The 17676-nt window shown below is 67.2% G+C and carries 12 protein-coding genes; 8 read left to right on the forward strand and 4 right to left on the reverse strand.

Annotated features, from left to right (window positions below):
- The first annotated feature begins 231 nt into the window (after positions 1-231).
- Entirely contained in the window at positions 232-1623 is a 1392-nt protein-coding gene (locus ACKLLE_RS01910; RefSeq protein WP_420056585.1) for a tetratricopeptide repeat protein, read from the forward strand.
- Here ACKLLE_RS01910 and ACKLLE_RS01915 read toward each other — a convergent pair.
- Positions 1589-2581 (reverse strand): P1 family peptidase, encoded by a 993-nt coding sequence (locus tag ACKLLE_RS01915; protein WP_420056586.1) that lies wholly within the window; start codon positions 2579-2581, stop codon positions 1589-1591. The two genes, ACKLLE_RS01910 and ACKLLE_RS01915, sit on opposite strands and share 35 nt — an antisense overlap.
- A 348-nt stretch (positions 2582-2929) precedes the next feature.
- Between ACKLLE_RS01915 and ACKLLE_RS01920 the strand changes: the two genes are divergently transcribed.
- The 7 genes from ACKLLE_RS01920 (at position 2930) to ACKLLE_RS01950 (ending at position 11863) form a co-directional block, all read left to right on the forward strand.
- Positions 2930-5341: a TonB-dependent receptor plug domain-containing protein gene (locus tag ACKLLE_RS01920; protein WP_420056587.1), complete on the forward strand. Its 2412-nt coding sequence runs from the start codon at positions 2930-2932 to the stop codon at positions 5339-5341.
- A gap of 62 nt (positions 5342-5403) precedes the next feature.
- The gene (locus ACKLLE_RS01925) at positions 5404-6747 is read left to right on the forward strand and encodes an LLM class flavin-dependent oxidoreductase (protein WP_420056588.1); all 1344 of its coding nucleotides are present in this window, start codon (positions 5404-5406) and stop codon (positions 6745-6747) included.
- Complete coding sequence (locus ACKLLE_RS01930) at positions 6744-7685, forward strand: 5'/3'-nucleotidase SurE (protein ID WP_420056589.1); 942 nt, start codon at positions 6744-6746, stop codon at positions 7683-7685. The genes ACKLLE_RS01925 and ACKLLE_RS01930 overlap by 4 nt, the downstream gene beginning before the upstream one ends.
- Positions 7682-8686: an LLM class flavin-dependent oxidoreductase gene (locus tag ACKLLE_RS01935; protein WP_420056590.1), complete on the forward strand. Its 1005-nt coding sequence runs from the start codon at positions 7682-7684 to the stop codon at positions 8684-8686. The genes ACKLLE_RS01930 and ACKLLE_RS01935 overlap by 4 nt, the downstream gene beginning before the upstream one ends.
- Positions 8683-9714: an LLM class flavin-dependent oxidoreductase gene (locus ACKLLE_RS01940; protein ID WP_420056591.1), complete on the forward strand. Its 1032-nt coding sequence runs from the start codon at positions 8683-8685 to the stop codon at positions 9712-9714. Before ACKLLE_RS01935 ends, ACKLLE_RS01940 begins: the two co-directional genes overlap by 4 nt.
- Positions 9715-9753: 39 nt before the next feature.
- On the forward strand, positions 9754-10725 hold the full coding sequence (locus ACKLLE_RS01945; protein WP_420056592.1) for an LLM class flavin-dependent oxidoreductase: 972 nt from the start codon (positions 9754-9756) through the stop codon (positions 10723-10725).
- Entirely contained in the window at positions 10715-11863 is a 1149-nt protein-coding gene (locus tag ACKLLE_RS01950; protein WP_420056593.1) for an LLM class flavin-dependent oxidoreductase, read from the forward strand. Before ACKLLE_RS01945 ends, ACKLLE_RS01950 begins: the two co-directional genes overlap by 11 nt.
- 93 nt (positions 11864-11956) lie before the next feature.
- Here ACKLLE_RS01950 and pgm read toward each other — a convergent pair whose 3' ends face one another.
- From pgm to ACKLLE_RS01965, 3 genes are all read right to left on the reverse strand, one after another.
- The gene (gene pgm / locus ACKLLE_RS01955; RefSeq protein ID WP_420056594.1) at positions 11957-13594 is read right to left on the reverse strand and encodes a phosphoglucomutase (alpha-D-glucose-1,6-bisphosphate-dependent); all 1638 of its coding nucleotides are present in this window, start codon (positions 13592-13594) and stop codon (positions 11957-11959) included.
- Positions 13595-13689: 95 nt separating this feature from the next.
- Positions 13690-15948, reverse strand: a complete 2259-nt coding sequence (locus ACKLLE_RS01960) for an ATP-dependent DNA helicase (RefSeq protein ID WP_420056595.1) — start codon at positions 15946-15948, stop codon at positions 13690-13692.
- Complete coding sequence (locus ACKLLE_RS01965; RefSeq protein WP_420056596.1) at positions 15945-17591, reverse strand: VRR-NUC domain-containing protein; 1647 nt, start codon at positions 17589-17591, stop codon at positions 15945-15947. The genes ACKLLE_RS01960 and ACKLLE_RS01965 overlap by 4 nt, the downstream gene beginning before the upstream one ends.
- Positions 17592-17676 lie beyond the last annotated feature (85 nt).

The raw sequence follows: 17676 nt of genomic DNA on the forward strand, positions 1-17676 counted from the left end.
CAAGCGCTATGCCATGGCCCTGGCGCACCGTGGATACGGGGGCCAAGCACAGGAACAAAGGCCCTGGCTGGTGAAAAAGCCGCAGAGCGCTGACGGGAATGTGGAAAAAGCAGCAGCGCGATCGAGGCCATGGCCCGGTTTCAGGGGCCGCACGACGCTGGCACAGGGTTTGCCCTGCATTGGTCAACGCCACGCCCCTGTGCTCATTCGACCTTCTAGCGGACTGCTCCCATGCCCCACGACTACCTAGGCAACCCCCTCGACACCGACGACCAGCATGCTCGCCAGGGACTGGACGACTTCATCGGCGGTTTCATCGGCTACCACCCTCGCGCCGAAGCCATCCTGCCCACTGCCGATCGCCATCCGCAATCGGCACTGAGCAACGCCCTGGCCGGGATCCTGCTGATGTTCAGCGAATCTCCCGAAGGCCCGCTGCTGGCCGGGAAATACCGGCAGCGCGCCGCTGCGGTCGCCACGCCCCACCCCCGGGCCGCGCTCTACCTGGCTTTGCTGGACGCCTGGATCGACGATGACCTGGACCGGGTCCTGGGCCTGGGCGAGCAGCTTCTCGACACCTATCCCCGCGACCTGTTCGCCGCCAAGCTGACCCAGTACATCGAATTCAACCGCGGCAACTGGCCGGCCTTGCTGCGCATCGCCCTCAAGGCCGTTGCCGCGGCCCCGGAGATCGCCCAGAGCCACGCCATGCTGGCCTTCGCCTACGAACAATGCCACCTGCTGGAAGAGGCCGAAGCCAGCGCGCGCCAGGCCCTGGCGATCCAGGCCGACGAGCCCTGGGCCCAGCACGCCCTGGCCCACGTGATGCTCACCGCAGGCCGGATCGAGGAAGGCATCGCCTTCCTGCAGGAGGTCAGCGGGCACTGGGAAGGCCTGAACTCCTTCATGTACACCCACAACTGGTGGCACCTGGCGCTGTTCCACCTGGCCCGCGGCGACGAGGCGCGGGTGCTGGAGATCTACGACCGGCACGTGTGGGGAATCCTGCCGGAGTATTCCCAGGACCAGGTCGGCGCGGTCTCGCTGCTGGCCCGCCTGGAGATCGCCGGAATCGACGTCGGAGCGCGCTGGCAGGCGCTGGCGCCCTATCTGCAACTGCGCCGGGGCGACACCGTGCAGCCGTTCCTCAGCCTGCAATACCTGTACGGCCTGGCGCGTGCCGACAAGCTCGAAGCGGACCTGCTGTTCGCCGCCCTGGTCGAACGCAGCCGCCAGGCCCCGGACTTCAGTCGCGCCGTCTGGGCCGAGGTCACCCTGCCCCTGGCCGAAGGCCTGCTGGCCCATGCCCGTGGCGATCACGCGCGCGCTGCACGCCTGCTTGCCGGCAGCCTGCCGCGACTGAACGAGATCGGCGGCAGCCACGCCCAGCGCGACCTGTTCGCCCAGATAGAACTGGATGCGCGGCTACGCAGCGGGGATTGGGCGGTCGCCCAGCAGTTGCTGGAACTGCGCCGTCGCTATGATGGCCTGGACGTGCCGAGCAACCGCCATCTGCAACGGGTGTATGCCGAGCTGGGCCTGCCGGTGCTGGCACAGCAGGCCCGCCAGCGGGTCGAACAGGTGCTGCTCAACCGCGCGCAGCGTGCACACCCCGGGCGATAGCCCGGGCCACGCAATCGGCGGCAGCGGAACCGATGCTGCCGATGCTGACCTGGCGCCGGGCGCCACCACCCAGTTCCACGGCCCCGGTGGCCAGGGCGAACACCGTATCGCCATCGAAGGGCAGATGCGCCGGCCGCACCGCCCGGGCAATGCCGTCCTGGGCCATGATCGCCACGCGCTTGCACTCGGCGGTGCTCAATTGTGCGGTGCTCGCAACCACTACCAAGGTGGTATTGGCCCCGGCCTGCAAGCGCCCCATCGAATCCAGGCGCGACAGCTCGGGGATCGGGTCGCTGCAATCCTGGTCGCCGGCCGGCCGCACCCCACCGAATTCCCCGGCAATCTCCCAAGGCCAGGCCCAGAACGTGCGGCCATCGGGCATGTACACCGAGCCGATGGGGTTGGCCACCACCAGCGCGGCGACCAGCAGGCCGTCGCCAAGGTCCAGCGAGGCCGTGCCCAGCCCACCCTTGAGCACCCCGGCCATGGCCCCGCGCCCGGCACCGACCGCGCCCTGGGCGATTTCCGTGCCGGCATTGGCCAGGGCCTCGAAGCCCAAGCGCCGGTACGGCGGCTCCAGGCCCCATTGCTTGTCGCCACCGTTGGCCAGGTCATGCAGTACGGCCGAGGGCACGATGGGGATCGCCGGGGCGCCGGCCTTCAGATGCAAGCCGACGCCCTCGGCGGACAAGGCCGCCGCCACCGCATCGGCAGCGCCCAGGCCGAATACCGAACCACCGGCAAAGACCAGTGCATGCAACTGGCCGACCATGTTCTCCGGCTCCAGCGCCGCCGACTCGCGCCCACCGGGCCCGCCGCCGCGGATATCGATGCTGGCGGTGCAAACGCGGGCGGCGCGGATCACCGTGACGCCAGTATCGACCCGAGGATCGGTGGCATGGCCGACAGTCAGGCCGGGAATATCGGTAAGGGCGTTGCGGGGACCGGGAAGCGGCATACGGGTAATCCTGATAGGTCGTGGTACGGGGTGGTCAGCAAGTGATGTGCCAGGCCGATGATTGATGTTGGTTTTCAGGACTTTATCGCTGGCAAGCCAGCTCCCACAGGGTCCGCAGCGGTGACTTGCCAGCGATTGGAGCGGCAGGGCCACCGCCGTCCCGACTGTAGAAAAACCAGCAGCCTGCCCTCGGCATCGCTGAAAAAACACCAGCCAACGGCACCACCAAGCTCCAACCCGCTGTTTTAAAAGACTTTTCACGCCTGGCACAGGCCTTGCTCTGCCCCCTCCACCAGAGCTTGCCCCAACAAGCCGACCTTCTACCGACCTTTCCGGAGTAAGCCCCTTATGCGTTCCTCGATCCGCACGGCCTTGCGGCCCCCTCGCAAAGCCTTCGCCTACAGCCTGCTGTTCCTCGCCCTGGCCGAAGCGCTACCGGTGCTGGCCGCCGACAACCCGCTGGACACCGTGGTGGTCATCGGCAACCGCGGCCAGGCCAGGACCCTGGCGGAAAGCCCGGCGCCAGTGGATGTGATCTCGTCGAAACAACTGCTCGCCACCGGCCAGGGCGACCTGACCCGGGCCCTGAGTCGCGTGCTGCCCTCCCTCAACCAGCCGGCCTCGTCCGGCTTCGGCTCGACCTCGGTGGTTCGCCCCATCAGCCTGCGCGGCCTCAACGGCGACCAGGTGCTGGTGCTGGTCAATGGCAAGCGTCGGCACAACAGCGCCCTGCTCAACAACGGCACCTACCTCAACTCCGGCTCGCAGCCGGTAGACCTCGACATGATCCCCACCGCCCTGGTGGACCATGTCGAAGTCCTGCGCGACGGCGCCTCGGCCCAGTACGGCTCCGACGCCATCGGTGGCGTGGTGAACATCGTGCTCAAGCAGACCGACCACGGCGGCAGTGTCTCCACCACCTACGGGCAGAACTACGAAAACGGTGACGGCGAGACCAACCGCCAAACCGGCAACGTCGGCCTGGCCCTGCCCAACGACGGGTTCATCAACCTGGCCCTGGACGTCAAGCAGCAGAAGGTGTCCGACCGCTCCGACAAGGCGCCGTACACCGACAGCGCCGGCAACACCAGCCTGCAGCACACCTACTACGGTACCGGCCTTCCGGAAGCACGCAACTTCAGCCTCGGCTACAACGCCGAACTGCCGGTCAACGACAGCCTGAGCCTGTATTCCTTCTCCACCTACACCCGGCGCAACTCCGAAAAACCCCTGGCCTTCCACCAGCCGGCCAGCTTCGACGGCATCGCCACGCCCTTCCCGGAAGGCGTGGAAGACACCCTGCGCTTTATCGAAAACGACTTCCAGGTGGCCTTCGGCGGCAAGGGTACGGCGCTGGGCTGGGACTACGACCTGTCTACCACCTACGGCCAGGATCACGCCGAGGCGACCCTGCGCCACACCTACAACCTCAGCTATGGCGCCAGCTCGCCGACCTCGGTGGACACCGGGGTGAAAACCTTCAGCCAGTGGACCAACAACCTCGACCTGACCCGCGCCTTCGACCTTGGCCTGGCCAGGCCTACCCAGGTTTCCTGGGGCCTGGAGCAGCGCTACGAGAACTACAAGATCGGCAAGGGCGATTATGCCTCCTATGCCAGCGGCCCCTTCACTACCGGGGCCAGTGGCAACCCGATCGCCCCGGGGACCATTTCCGGCGCCGGCACCACCCCGGCCGATGCCGCGGAAAAAGGCCGCACCAGCCTCGGCGCCTACGCGGAAATCGGCCAGGACCTCACCGAGAAGTGGCATGTGGACCTGGCCGGGCGCTACGAGGACTACAACGATGGCTCCGGTACCACCAGCAACGGCAAGTTCTCGACCCGCTACCAGCTGACCCCGATCCTCGCCGCGCGCGGGACCTTCAGCACCGGATTCCGCGCGCCGTCACTGGCCCAGCAGATCTATAGCTCGACGTCCCAGAGCAACGTCAACGGCAACCTGATCGACTACCGCAACGTCGCGGTGGATTCAGCCGTGGCCAAGGCCCTTGGCGCCACCACGCTGAAGCCGGAGAAATCCACTAACGTCAGCCTCGGCCTGACCCTGCAACCGAGCGACAACACCTCGATCACCCTCGACGCGTACCAGATCAAGATCAAGGACCGCATCGCCCAGACCGGCTACCTCGGCGGCACCCCGCAGATCGATGCGATCCTCGCTGCCGCTGGCCTGGCCACCAACCAGTCGGTGACCTACTTCACCAACGCCCTGGACACCACCACCCGTGGCATCGACCTGGTCGGCGACTATCGCCAGGACCTCGGCGCCTGGGGCGGCGTGCGCTACAACCTGGGCTTCAACTGGAACACCACCGAGATCGACGATATCCACGCCTCCTCCGTGGCCCGGCAAGCCCTCGGCCCGACCGGCGGCTACGACCGCCAGCGCCAGGGCAACCTCAAGCACGGCCTGCCGGAATCCAAGCTGCTGCTCGGCGCTACCTGGTCCTTCCAGCAACTTGAGCTGAGCCTGAACCTGACCCGCTACGGCGAGTACACCCAGTACGGCACCCTGGAGACCTACGACCGCACCTTCTCCCCGGCCTGGATCACCGACCTCAACCTGGACTACCACCTGACCAAGGACCTGACCCTCACCGCCGGGGCCAACAACCTGTTCAACAAGTACCCGGAGCGCACCCACCTGGCGAGCAGCTCGGGCGGCTTTCCTTATGGCAACTTCTCGCCCTACGGCACCACCGGCGGCTACTGGTACACCGGCCTGAGCTACAACTTCTGACCCGCGGCCCTGCCAGCCGCGTGGCTGGCAGGACTTTCGCCTGACCTACGGGAGCCCTATCCATGACCCGTCGCACCGATCAACTCAAGCTGGGGGCGTTTCTCGCCAACAGCGGTCACCATGTCGCCGCCTGGCGCCACCCCCTGGCCCAGGCCGATGCCAGCCTGGACTTCGAGCACTTCAAGGCCATAGCCCGCAGTGCCGAGCGCGGTCGCTTCGACGCGCTGTTCGTCGCCGATGTGGTCGCCCTCTGGGGCCATCACCTCGACGCCCTGAGCCGTACCGCCCGCGGCGAGCATTTCGAGCCGCTGACCCTGATGGCTGCGCTGGCGGCAGTCACCGAGCACATCGGCCTGATCGCCACCGCCACCACCAGCTATAACGAGCCGTACCATATCGCCCGCAAGTTCGCTTCCCTCGATCACCTGTCCAAGGGCCGTGCGGCATGGAACCTGGTGACCTCGGTGGTTTCCGACGAAGCCTGGAACTTCGGTCGCGAAAGCCATATCGAGCACGCCGACCGCTACCAGCGCGCCGAGGAGTTCCACGATGTGGTCAAGGGCCTGTGGGACAGCTGGGACGACGATGCCTTCCCGCGGGACAAGGCCAGCGGCCAGTACTTCGACCCGGACAAGCTGCATACCCTGAACCACCGCGGCAAGCACTTCGCCGTGCGCGGCCCGCTGAACGTGGCCCGACCGCCCCAAGGCCATCCGGTGCTGGTCCAGGCCGGTGCCTCGGAGCCGGGCAAGGCCCTGGCGGCACGGGTCGCCGAAGTGATCTTCGCCTCGCACCACGAACTGCCGGCGGCACAGGCCTTCTACCAGGACATCAAGCAGCGCGCCGCCGCCCTCGGTCGCGACCCGGACCATATCAAGATCCTCCCCGGCGTTACCCCCTTCATCGGCGAGACCCGCGAGCAGGCCCAGGCCCTGTTCGACGAATTCCAGGCGCTGATCGACCCGGTATTGGGCCGGCGTCTGCTGGCCGACACCCTGGGCGAAGATATCGACCTGTCCGGCCACGACCTCGACGGCCCATTGCCGGACACCCCGGTGGGACAGCGTGGCAGCCGTCGCGACCAGGTGCTGGAAGTGGCCCGACGCGACAACCTGAGCATCCGCCAACTGTACCTGCGCCTGGCCGGGGGCAATCCGGTGATCGGCACGCCGGAGGATATCGCCGACACCTTCGAGGCCTGGTTCCAGGGACGTGCCTGCGACGGGTTCAATGTGTTCTTCCCGTATTTCCCCGGTTCCATCGACACCTTCGTCGACCGGGTGATCCCCCTGCTGCAGGCGCGTGGGCTGTTCCGCCACGAGTACGAGGGCCGCACCCTGCGCGAGAACCTCGGCCTGCCGCGTCCGGCCAACCGCTTCAGCGCCAGGCAGGAGGCCCGCGCATGAAGACATTGCCCGGCCTGCTCCTGACCCTGGGCTGCCTGGCCGCAAGCCCGGCGTTCGCCCTGAATATCCTGCTGAGCAATGACGACGGCTACCAGCACCCGAACATCCGCGCGCTCTACACCACCCTCAAGGCAGCCGGGCACGAGGTAAGGATCGCCGCGCCACAAAGCGAACAGAGTGCGCGGGGCGGCGCCTTCCTCTACGGCCGCGAAGTCCGGGTGGGACGCGACAGCGACCCGGCCTACCCCGACAGCTACTACATCAGCACCCATGAAAGCGGCGTGTGCAGCAGCCCGGCCTGCGCCGGCCAGGCGGTGCAGATCGAGATCAGCGGTACGCCAGTCATGGCGCTATTGATGGGCCTGAAGAAGATCCAGCCGAACCCGGACCTGGTGATCGTCGGGCCCAACCCCGGCAACAACGTCGGCGCCATCAACAGCGCGTCGGGCACCTTCAATGCCGCCAGCTTCGCCGTGCGCGCCGGCTATCCGACCCTGGCGGTGAGTACCGACCTCAAGGACAAGGACCCGCAACGCATCGCCCGCCAGGTGCTGACGCTGGTGGAAGCCCTCGACCGGCATCGCCAGCCCGATGGCAGGCTGTTGCCGGCCGGCCTCGGCCTGAACATCAACTTCCCCGCCGACAACACTGCGCTCAAGGGCGTGCGCCTGACCCGCATCGGCAGCTACGTCGGCTTCGACACCCTGTACACCGACGACCTCGGTCCGCTGTTCCCGGCCCAGGCGGGCAAGCCGGGCATCAGCTTCCAGCGCAGCGCCCCGGCGACCCCGGCGCAGCAGGACGACGAAGCAGTGTGGCTGGCCAGGGGTTACCTGACCATCAGCCCGTTCAACGGCCAGTTGCAATCCAGCGACCAGGCCGGCGCCGCCCGTGCCCTGGCCGCCCTGCCCCTGATCAGCGAGGACACACGACCATGAGTGGCGGATTCTCCCTCGGTTTTCTAAGCCGGGTGTACCGGACCGAGTACAACCCCCGGGTCTACCGGGAAACCCTGGAACTGTTCGAAGCAGCCGAGGCACTGGGCTTCGACAGCGGCTGGGTGGCCCAGCACCACTTCGCCAGCGAGCAGGGCCGCCTGCCTTCGCCGCTGGTATTGCTCTCGGCGATTGCCCAGCGTACCCGGCGCATCGGCCTGGGCACCGGGATCATCGTCCTGCCCCAGGAGCCGGCCCTGCGTCTGGCGGAAGACGCCGCGGTGCTCGACCTGCTGAGCAACGGGCGCCTGGAACTGGGGCTGGGAGCGGGTTTCGACCCGGACACCTTCAGCGCCTTCGGCCTTGCCCACGAACAGCGCCATCGGGACTACGAGAACAACCTGCAACGCCTGCAGACCGCCCTTGGCAACGGCCCCCTGAATCATGACGGGCTGCGTCTGCAACCACAGGCTCCGGGCCTGGGCGGGCGCCTCTGGGAAGCCACCTCGCGGGTGGAACTGGTGGCGGCCCGCGGCAACGGCCTGATCATGGCGCCCAACCCGCACCTGCCAGCCCAGGCCGGCGTCGAACTGGTCCAGCGCTACCGCGACGCCTGGACCGGCGACAACGGCACCCCGGCGCGTATCGCCCGGGTCCAGGGCGTGTTTCCGCTGGCCCACACCCCGGGCTTGCACGAAGACATCCAGCGCTACCTCGCACGGCAGAAAAGCATCGGTGTCTACCAGGGGCCGGTGGACGGCGACTTCGAGGACATCCTGCAACGCCTCGGCGTGCTTCACGGCGCGCCCGCAGCGATCGTCGAGGGCCTGGGCAGCGGACCGCAGCTGGGCCGCCACGATCACCTGATCGTCCAGGTGCAGAGCGCCAGCACGCCGCTGGGCGACGCCATCCGCGCACTGCAGATCATCGCCGAAGAGGTGGCTCCGGCCCTGGGCTGGCGCCCCGCCGTGACCAGAACCGCCAAGGAGTTTTCCCTGTCATGAGCACTGCCCCTTTCCGCCCGCCGTTCAAGCTGGGCTTTCTCACCCATGCCTTCGGCGAAGATGCGCAACAGACCTACCGTGACCTGCTGGAGCAGTTCGAAGTCGCCGAAACCCTGGGCTTCGATGGTGGCTGGATTGCCCAGCACCACCTGAGCAGCGGCTTCGGCCGCCTGCCCTCGCCGCTGCTGGCCCTGGCCGCCGTGGCCGAGCGCACCCGGCATATCGAGCTGGGTACGGCGGTGACCGTGCTGCCCTTCGAGGACCCGGTACGCCTGGCCGAGGATGCCAGCGTGCTCGACCAGCTCAGCGGCGGCCGGGTGCAACTGGGCCTGGGCAGCGGCGGCGCCAACCTTGACGGTTTTTCAGCGTTCGCACGGGACGCCGGGCAACGCCAGCAACGCTTCATCGAGGACCAGCAACGCCTGCAGGGGCTGCTCAACGGTGACGCGCTGTTCCCCGGCAGCGCTCTGACCCTGCAACCGCCCGCCCCCGGCCTGGCCCGTCGGCTCTGGCATTCCCACGGCAGCCTGGACGGCGCGCGCTATACCGCCAGCCAGGGCAACGGATTTCTCCTCGGCACCGCGACCCATGATCCACTGACGGTGCAGAAGCCCCTGGCCGAGGCCTATCTCGAGGCCTGGGACCACCCGACGGAGCTCCCGCGGATCGGCGTGGTTCGCGCGGTCTTCCCCGCCGCCGACCGCGCCAGCGCCCAGGCCGAGCTGGCGGTGGATATCGAGCGCCATGTACCGCGGCTGCAGCGGGAGGGCCTGATCGAACAGGCTATCGACCTGGAAGAACACCTGCGCCTGCTCAATGTTCATCACGGCCATCCCGACGAGGTGATCCGTGGCCTGCGCGAGGATCCCTCGGTGCTACCCTACGCAGACTATCTGATCGTGGTGGTCCAGGCCGAGAGCTCCAGCCAGGAGCAGGTCCTGCGCCGCCTGCGCATCGTCGCCGAGACCATCGCCCCGGCCCTCGGCTGGCAGCCGCGGCCTGTCCAGCCGGGGGCGGCGGTGAGATGATGGCACTTCCCCTGTTCTCTCTTGCTGCGGAGCCTGTGCATGGCCCTTGAATTCAGCTGGCAACTGCCGCTCTGCACCCCGACACCCACGCCGGGCCAGTGGATCCAGTTGGCCCAGGCAGTGGAATACGCCGGACTCGATGGCCTGTGGATCCCCGGCGGCGCACCTTGTGCCGACAGCCTCGGAGTGGCTGCCGCACTGTGTGCCCACACCCGCCACCTGCACCTGAATGTCAGCGTACCGCCAGAGGTGGTGCTGCCCGCCGCACTGGCCAGCACCCTGCAAAGCTTGCAATCGATCAGTGCCAACCGCGTCCGCCTGCACCTGCCCGATGGCGACCGTGACAGCCTGCGCCAGGCGTTCGGCGAATGGCTCAACCGCGACCAGCGCAACGAGCGTATCGGCGAGTACCTGGAGATCCTCCAGCGCCTGCTTCGGGGCGGGGACAGTGGCTTCAACTTCAGCGGCCGCTACTTCCAACTGGAAAACGCCGGCTTCGCCCGCCGCCCCCTGCCCGCCCCGCCCCTGATCCTCGACGACAGCCATGATGCCCGCCTGATCGCCAGCCACGCCGACCTGTGCCTGCTACGGTCGGCGCCACCGGCCTGGCTGGAGCAGGAAATCCAGCGCCTGCAGGGGCGAACGGGCTTCGTTTGCAGTTTCGGCCTGATTCTCGGCGACACCGAGGAACTGGCCTGGGAAGTTGCCGCACAGCGCTTCCCGGGCCCTGCCGAGCCCGCGGGCAGCGCAGCGGTGCGGCGCCTGGCCCGTGACCGCCAGTTGGAGGTGCATCCCAACCTGTTGCAACCCGGCCCCGGCCAGCCACTGTACCTTGTGGGCAACGCCCGGCAGATCGCCACGCGCCTCGGCGAGCTGCACGGCCTGGGCATCGAACATATCGTCATCCAGGACCAGCCGGCGGTGGCCGAAGTCCTGCGTTTCGGCGAACGGATATTGCCCCTGCTCCGGGAGCAGGGCCTGCGCAAGGAGCGCCAGCGTCATGAGCGGTGAACGTCGCAAGTCCCTGGAACTGAACTGGTTCCTGCCCACCAATGGCGACGGCCATCACCTGACCAGCAGCGGCCTGCCCAAGGTCGGCCTGTTCCAGCAAGGCGAGCGCGAGCCGAACCTCGACTACCTGCGGCAGATCGTGCGGGCCGCCGAACTGTCGGGTTTCGACGGCATCATGGTGCCCACCGCCAGCGGCTTTGAGGACCCTTGGCTGATCACCGCGGTGCTGGCCCAGGAAGTCCGGCGCCTGCGTTTTCTCCTCACCTTGCGTCCCGGCCTCGAACTGCCGGCCTGGAGCGCCCATCGCGCGGCGACCTTGCAACTGCTCAGCGATAACCGCCTGGACCTTCACGTGGTCAGCGGTTCCAGCCGTTTCGAACAGCGCTCGCTAGGAGACTACCTGGAGCATGACGAACGCTACGCGCGCACCGGGGAATTTCTCCAGGCCTTCCAGGCGGTCTGGTCGGGTCGGCGCCAGCCTCATCATGGGCGCTACTACCGCTGCGCAGGGGAAACGCCGATCGACCCGCGGGCGCAGATGCCGGCGATCTACTTCGGCGGGGCCTCCAGCGCCGCCGAGCAGGTCGGTGCGGCCCATGCCCAGACCTGCCTGATGTGGTGCGAACCACCGGTGATGATCGCCGAGCGGATCCAGCGCATGCGCGAACTGGCGGCGGTTCACGGGCGGACCTTGCGCTTCGGTTTGCGCGTGCATGTGTTCGCCGCCGCCACCGATGATGCGGCCTGGAGCCATGTACAGCGGTTGCTGGACGAAATTCCCAAGGACGCCATCGAACGTGCGCAATCGCAACTGGCCAGTTATGAGTCGGTGGGACAATCGCGGCAGAGCGGGCTGGTCAAGGGACGTGGGCGCCAGGCGCGGGAACTGGAGGTATCGGCCAATCTCTGGGCCGGGGTCGGCCTGGTGCGTGGTGGTGCCGGGACGGCACTGGTGGGGAGCTATCAGCAGGTAGTGGAGCGGATCGAGGAGTATTACCAGCTGGGGGTCGACTGCTTCATTCTTTCAGGGTTTCCCCATCTGGAGGAAGCGATTCATCTGGGTGCGGAGTTGTTGCCGCAGTTGCGCCGGCTGGCAAGCATCGACCCGGGGCAGTCCCGTGATACATATCGGTCCTGAGGGCCTCATCGCTGGCGAGCCAGCTCCCACAAGGACCGCATGCACCGCGGACCCTGTGGGAGCTGGCTTGCCAGCGATAGGGGACTCAAGCCATCAGGCGATGGCCTTGTCCACCAGTTCCTGCGCCTCGCCCACCAGACGCTGCAGATGCGCATCGTCGATAAAGCTTTCGGCGTAGATCTTGTAGATGTCCTCGGTGCCCGACGGCCGTGCGGCGAACCAGCCGTTGGCGGTCATGACCTTCAGGCCACCGATGGCCTGGTCGTTACCCGGGGCATGGCTGAGGATCTGCTGGATCGGCTCGCCGGCCAGTTCGGTGGATTTCACCTGCTCCGGCGCCAGCTTGCTCAGCAGCGCCTTCTGCTGCGGATTGGCCTTGGCCTCGACGCGGGTGGCGAACGGCTCGCCCAGTTCGGCGGTCAGCGCGGCATAGGCCTGGGCCGGGTTGCGACCGGTGCGGGCGGTCATTTCGGCCGCCAGCAGGGCCGGGATCAGGCCGTCCTTGTCGGTGGCCCAGACGCTGCCATCCAGGCGCAGGAAGGACGCGCCGGCGCTCTCCTCGCCACCAAAGCCCAGGGAGCCGTCGAACAGGCCGTCGGCGAAGAACTTGAAGCCCACCGGTACTTCATACAGGCGACGGCCCAGGCGTGCGGTGACGCGGTCGATCAGGCCGCTGCTGACCACGGTCTTGCCCACTGCCGCGTCGGCACGCCACTGCGGACGGTTCTGGAACAGATAGTCGATGGCCACCGCTAGGTAGTTGTTCGGTGCCAGCAGTCCGGACGGGGTGACGATGCCATGGCGGTCGTGGTCCGGGTCACAGGCGAAGGCCACGTCGAAGCGCTCGCGCAGGCCGATCAGGCCTTGCATGGCATAGGGCGACGACGGGTCCATGCGGATCTGCCCGTCCCAGTCCACGGACATGAAGCGGAAGGTCGGATCGACCTCGCGGTTGACCACTTCCAGGTTCAGCTTGTAGTGCTCGGCAATCGCCGACCAGTAACGCACCCCGGCGCCGCCCAGCGGGTCCACACCAAGGCGCAGGTTGGCGCCACGGATGGCGTCGAAGTCGATGACGTTGACCAGGTCGGCAACATAGGTGCCGACGTAGTCGTGCCGATGGGTGGTGGAAGCCTTCAGCGCCTGCTCGTACGGCATGCGCTTGACGCCCTTGAGGCCCTCGGCCAGCAGTTCGTTGGCCTTGGCCTCGATCCACTTGGTCACGTGGCTGTCGGCCGGGCCGCCATTGGGCGGGTTGTACTTGAAGCCACCGCTTTGCGGCGGGTTGTGCGAAGGCGTGATGACGATGCCGTCGGCCAGGCCCGAGGTGCGGCCACGGTTGTAGCAGAGAATGGCGTGGGACACCGCCGGGGTCGGGGTGTATTCGTCGTCCTTCGACAGCATCACCTCGACACCGTTGGCCGCCAGCACTTCCAGGGCGCTGGCCAGCGCCGGGGTCGACAAGGCGTGGGTGTCGGCGCCGATGAACAGCGGCCCGTCGATGCCCTGGGCCTGGCGGTACAGGCAGATGGCCTGGCTGATGGCAAGGACGTGATGCTCGTTGAAACTCAGGTCCAGGGAACTGCCGCGATGGCCGGAGGTGCCGAAGGCGACACGCTGGGTGGCCACGGCGGCGTCGGGCTGGCCGGTGTAGTAGGCGGTCAGCAGGCGCGGGATATCGACCAGGATGGAGGCCGGGGCCGGTTTGCCCGCCAGAGGACTGAGCTTCATGCAAAACCTCAAGAATGGAAAATCAGGGTGGTGAAAAAACGGGAGTTTACTGGCACTTCGACTGTCTGGCGATGGCGAAGATTCCCACGTCCCGGCTAATTGTCCTGCGGTGCCCACCAGGTCGGGAACATGCGGCGTATACGCGCTTCGGCGAAGCGGTCGTCGATCAGCATGACCATGCCGCGGTCCTCGGTGCCGCGGATCACCCGGCCCGCTGCCTGGATCACCTTGCGTACCCCCGGGTAGAGGTAGGTGTAGTCGAACCCGGAACTGAACAGTGCGCCCATGCGCTGCTTGAGCTGCTCGTTGACCGGGTTGACCTGGGGCAGGCCCAAGGTAGCGATGAAGGCGCCGATCAGGCGCGTACCGGGCAGGTCCACGCCTTCGGCGAAGGCACCGCCCAGCACGGCGAAACCGACACCCTGCCCGTTTTCGACGAAGCGCTCGAGAAAGCCCTGGCGTTGCGCCTCGTCCATCCCCGAAGACTGCGCCCATTGCACGATGCCCGGGTGACGCTCGGCCAGCAGCCCGGACACCTGCTGCAGATAATCGAAGCTGCTGAAGAACGCCAGGTAATTGCCCGGCTGTTCGCGGTATTGCCCGGCGATCAGCTCGACGATGGGCGCCAGCGAGGCCTGGCGGTGCTGGTAGCGGGTCGACACCTGGCTGACGATGCGCACCTGCAACTGCTCGGCCGCGAACGGTGACTGCACCTCCAGCCAGGCGGTGTCGGCGGGCATGCCCAGCAGGTCGGCGTAGAAATGCCGGGGGTTGAGGGTCGCGGAGAACAGCGTGACGCTGCGGGCCGCCTCCATCCGCGGGCCGACCAGCGGGGCCGGGACCACGTTGCGCAGGCACAGGGTCGCCAGGCGCTTGCGCCCTGCCCCGCGCACGCTGATATCGAACAGGAAATGCTGGTCGAACACCTCGCTCAGGCGCACGAACTGCAAAGCCTGGAAAAAGAACTGCAACAGCGCCGGGTCCACCGCCTGTGGGGTGCGGTTCATCAGTTCCTGGACCAGCCCGACCACGCGCAACAGCGCCTTGATAAAGGCAGCCGGCAATTGCTCGCCGGCCTGGTAGGGGGCGATTTGGTCCTTGTACAGGCGGTTCCACTCGCGGTTCAGCCCCTGCAAAGCACTGCCCAGGCCCGCCGGTGGATCGCGGCGCAGGGCCTGCAAGTGAAACTGGTCGAGACTGGCGCTATACATCTGCCGGGCCCGCTCCACCAGGTTGTGCGCCTCGTCCACAGCGACCGCCACACGCCATTGATCGGTCTGCGCCAGGCCGTAGAGCAAGGCATTCTGGTCGAAGTAGTAGTTGTAGTCGGCCACCAGCACATCGACCCAGCGCGCCAGCTCCTGGGCCAGGTAATAGGGGCAGACCTGATGGGCCAGGGCCAGTTCGCGAACCTGCGCCTTGTCCAGCAGCGGCACCTGCATCGCTGCGGCCCGGGCCGCCGGCAAGCGATCATAGAAACCCCTGGCCAGTGGGCAGGCCTCGCCATGGCAGGCGGTGCCGGGATATTCGCAGGCCTTGTCCCGTGCCACCAGTTCCAGGCTGCGCAGGGCCAGTTCCGGGCTGGCCGCCATGACCTGGCGCAGGGCATCGAGCGCCAGGCCGCGCCCCGGGGTCTTCGCGGTGAGGAAGAAGATCTTGTCCAGCGGCTGCCTGGCCATGGCCTTGAGCAGCGGAAACAGGGTGCCGAGGGTCTTGCCGATGCCGGTGGTGGCCTGGGCCATCAGGCAGCGGCCGGTGCTGACCGCCTTGTACACGGTTTCCGCCAGTTCGCGCTGGCCCTTGCGAAAGGACGGCCAGGGAAAACCCAGGGCGCCCAGGCCGGCATCGCGCAGCAGCAGGCGCTGCGATTGCGCCTCGGCCCATTGCATGAAGCGGCCGCACTGCTCGTCGAAGAACGCGCGCAGTTCGGAGGCGTTGGCACTGGTCTCGAAACGGGTTTCCTGGTCGCTGTCCACGTCCAGGTAGACCAGCGCCAGGTTTATCGATTCCAGCCCACGCTGCTGGCACATCAGCCAGCCGTAGATCTTCGCCTGTGCCCAGTGCAGTTGCCGGTGGTTGTCTGGCTGGCTGGCGAGGTCGCCGCGATGGGTTTTGATCTCTTCCAGGCAGTTGCGCACCGGGATGTAGCCGTCGGCACGTCCGCGTACCTCCAGTTCGCCGAAAACGCCCTCCAGCGCCACTTCCGCCTCGTAGCCCTCGCCCCGCCTCGATACCACCCGCCGATGCCCGGCAATGCCCTCCTGGGCAGTGGGCGACGGGGTGAAACGCAGGTCGAGATCACCGACCTTGGCCGTGAATTCGCAAAGCGTGCGCACCGCGACCTTGTAGGTCATGCCGCGGCCCATTGCACATGACAGACATCCACGGGCAGGCCGTGAAGGATGCAGAACTCGATCCAGCGCAGCTGGTTGTCCTGCAGGCGGTCGCCGGGGCCCTTGACTTCGATCATCCGGTAGCGTTTTTGCGCAGGCCAGAACTGGATCAGGTCGGGCATGCCGGCGCGGTTGGCCTGGATGTCTTCCAGCAGACGCAGGAAGCATTGCTTCAGGTGCTCCGGCGGCAGGCAGTCGATTGCCAGGTCGAGCAATTGCGGGCTTAGCAGTTCCCAATGGACGAAGGGCGATTGCAGGCCGTGCTTGGCGGCGTAGGTTTCACGCAGGGCCTGGCGGTAGCGGCCGTCGTCCAGTTGCGCCAGGCAGTCGGCGAACAACCCGGCGCGGCGCTGGTGGAAGCCGGCGTCGTGCAGGTCCTGCGGGCCGCTCTGGAACGGGTGGAAGAAGGCGCCCGGCAGCGGCGCGAAGATGGCCGGCCAGCACAACAGGCCGAACAGGCTGTTGAACAGGGTGTTTTCGACGTAATGCACCGGGGCGTCGGCTGTTTCGAAATGCACCAGCACCGCCTGTTCGACGCCGAGGGCGGACCACTCGGCCGGCAGGATCAGGTCGAGGCGGCTGATGGCCTGGGCCCTGCGCCGGGACTGCGGCGGGCCACCGAGCTTGCGTTTCAGGCGCGGCAGGATGCGCCCCAGGGCCTGGGCTTCGGCGGCGTTGCCGGGACGCTCGGCAGCCTGGGTCGCCAGGTCGAAGGCCGATTGGTACTCGCCGCGGTTTTCCAGCACGCGGATATGCCGCTCGCGGGCCTGGGGATGGGCGCACCCGGAATAGATCGAAAGCGCCCGCTCCAGATGGCCGGCGCGCTCGCACAGGTAGGCGAGCTGGTAATGCAGCTTGGCCCGACGCCGTTGCAGCCAGGGGTTTTCGGTGTTCATGCCGTCGAGGCGTGCGAGCAGCGCATCGACGTCCACCTCGCCTTCCAGTTGCTCGGCGCAGGCATGCAGGGCCAGGCACAGCTCGATATCGTCACGGCCGCGCAAGGCCCGGCAGTCGGAACTGAAGGGAACCTGCTCGTAGCGCAGCACGCCGAGGTCGGCGAGAACGAACTCCGACCAGTCCTGGTACAGGTTGCCGAAGAACAGCAAGCGCAGGCGGTCGCATACCGCCTGCTGGCGCAGGGCATAGACCGGATCGGGAGCATCGGGCCACCACTCACGCAGGGGCCGGGGCTCGGCGAAGCCTTCGCGCAGTTGCTCGAACAGCTCGTGCTTGGCAGCGTTCGGGCGGCTCAGATGGGCAGCGAAACAACGGGCGATCTCGTCCTTGAGCAGGAGCTGGAACAGCTCCTCCAGGGCCAGCGGGGCCTCGCTATCGACCCAGCCCAGCTCCAGCAACGGCGCCATGGCCTGCGCCGTGGAGCCGATCTCCCCATAACTCAGGCGCCGTTCGCGAAACAGCAGGCCCTTGCGCATCACCATGCGTACCAGCAGCGCCTGGCTGGCCTTGGGCAACAGGCGAAACCCGTCGATGAAGCCACGCTCCTCGGCATCCAGCACATCGGCATAGCGCAGGTGCAGCCAGTCCAGCACCTGGCGGAAGTTGTGCAGGTAGTAGAAGGGGTCGTTGCGGGAATCGGCGATCACGGGCGAGCAGTACCTGGGAAATCAGGCACTGGTTATACATACAGATAGTAGCTGCTGACAATCACCGTGGATCGGATCGAGGCCC

Origin of the sequence: Pseudomonas bharatica, assembly GCF_048586865.1 — a bacterium.
Lineage (GTDB): Bacteria > Pseudomonadota > Gammaproteobacteria > Pseudomonadales > Pseudomonadaceae > Aquipseudomonas > Aquipseudomonas bharatica.

What these genes read in the sequence shown, in the direction of transcription:
- ACKLLE_RS01910 (WP_420056585.1), top strand. Translation starts at nt 232, where the DNA reads ATGCCCCACGACTACCTAGGCAACCCCCTCGACACCGACGACCAGCAT.
- ACKLLE_RS01915 (WP_420056586.1), bottom strand. Translation starts at nt 2,581, where the DNA reads ATGCCGCTTCCCGGTCCCCGCAACGCCCTTACCGATATTCCCGGCCTG.
- ACKLLE_RS01920 (WP_420056587.1), top strand. Translation starts at nt 2,930, where the DNA reads ATGCGTTCCTCGATCCGCACGGCCTTGCGGCCCCCTCGCAAAGCCTTC.
- ACKLLE_RS01925 (WP_420056588.1), top strand. Translation starts at nt 5,404, where the DNA reads ATGACCCGTCGCACCGATCAACTCAAGCTGGGGGCGTTTCTCGCCAAC.
- ACKLLE_RS01930 (WP_420056589.1), top strand. Translation starts at nt 6,744, where the DNA reads ATGAAGACATTGCCCGGCCTGCTCCTGACCCTGGGCTGCCTGGCCGCA.
- ACKLLE_RS01935 (WP_420056590.1), top strand. Translation starts at nt 7,682, where the DNA reads ATGAGTGGCGGATTCTCCCTCGGTTTTCTAAGCCGGGTGTACCGGACC.
- ACKLLE_RS01940 (WP_420056591.1), top strand. Translation starts at nt 8,683, where the DNA reads ATGAGCACTGCCCCTTTCCGCCCGCCGTTCAAGCTGGGCTTTCTCACC.
- ACKLLE_RS01945 (WP_420056592.1), top strand. Translation starts at nt 9,754, where the DNA reads ATGGCCCTTGAATTCAGCTGGCAACTGCCGCTCTGCACCCCGACACCC.
- ACKLLE_RS01950 (WP_420056593.1), top strand. Translation starts at nt 10,715, where the DNA reads ATGAGCGGTGAACGTCGCAAGTCCCTGGAACTGAACTGGTTCCTGCCC.
- pgm (WP_420056594.1), bottom strand. Translation starts at nt 13,594, where the DNA reads ATGAAGCTCAGTCCTCTGGCGGGCAAACCGGCCCCGGCCTCCATCCTG.
- ACKLLE_RS01960 (WP_420056595.1), bottom strand. Translation starts at nt 15,948, where the DNA reads ATGACCTACAAGGTCGCGGTGCGCACGCTTTGCGAATTCACGGCCAAG.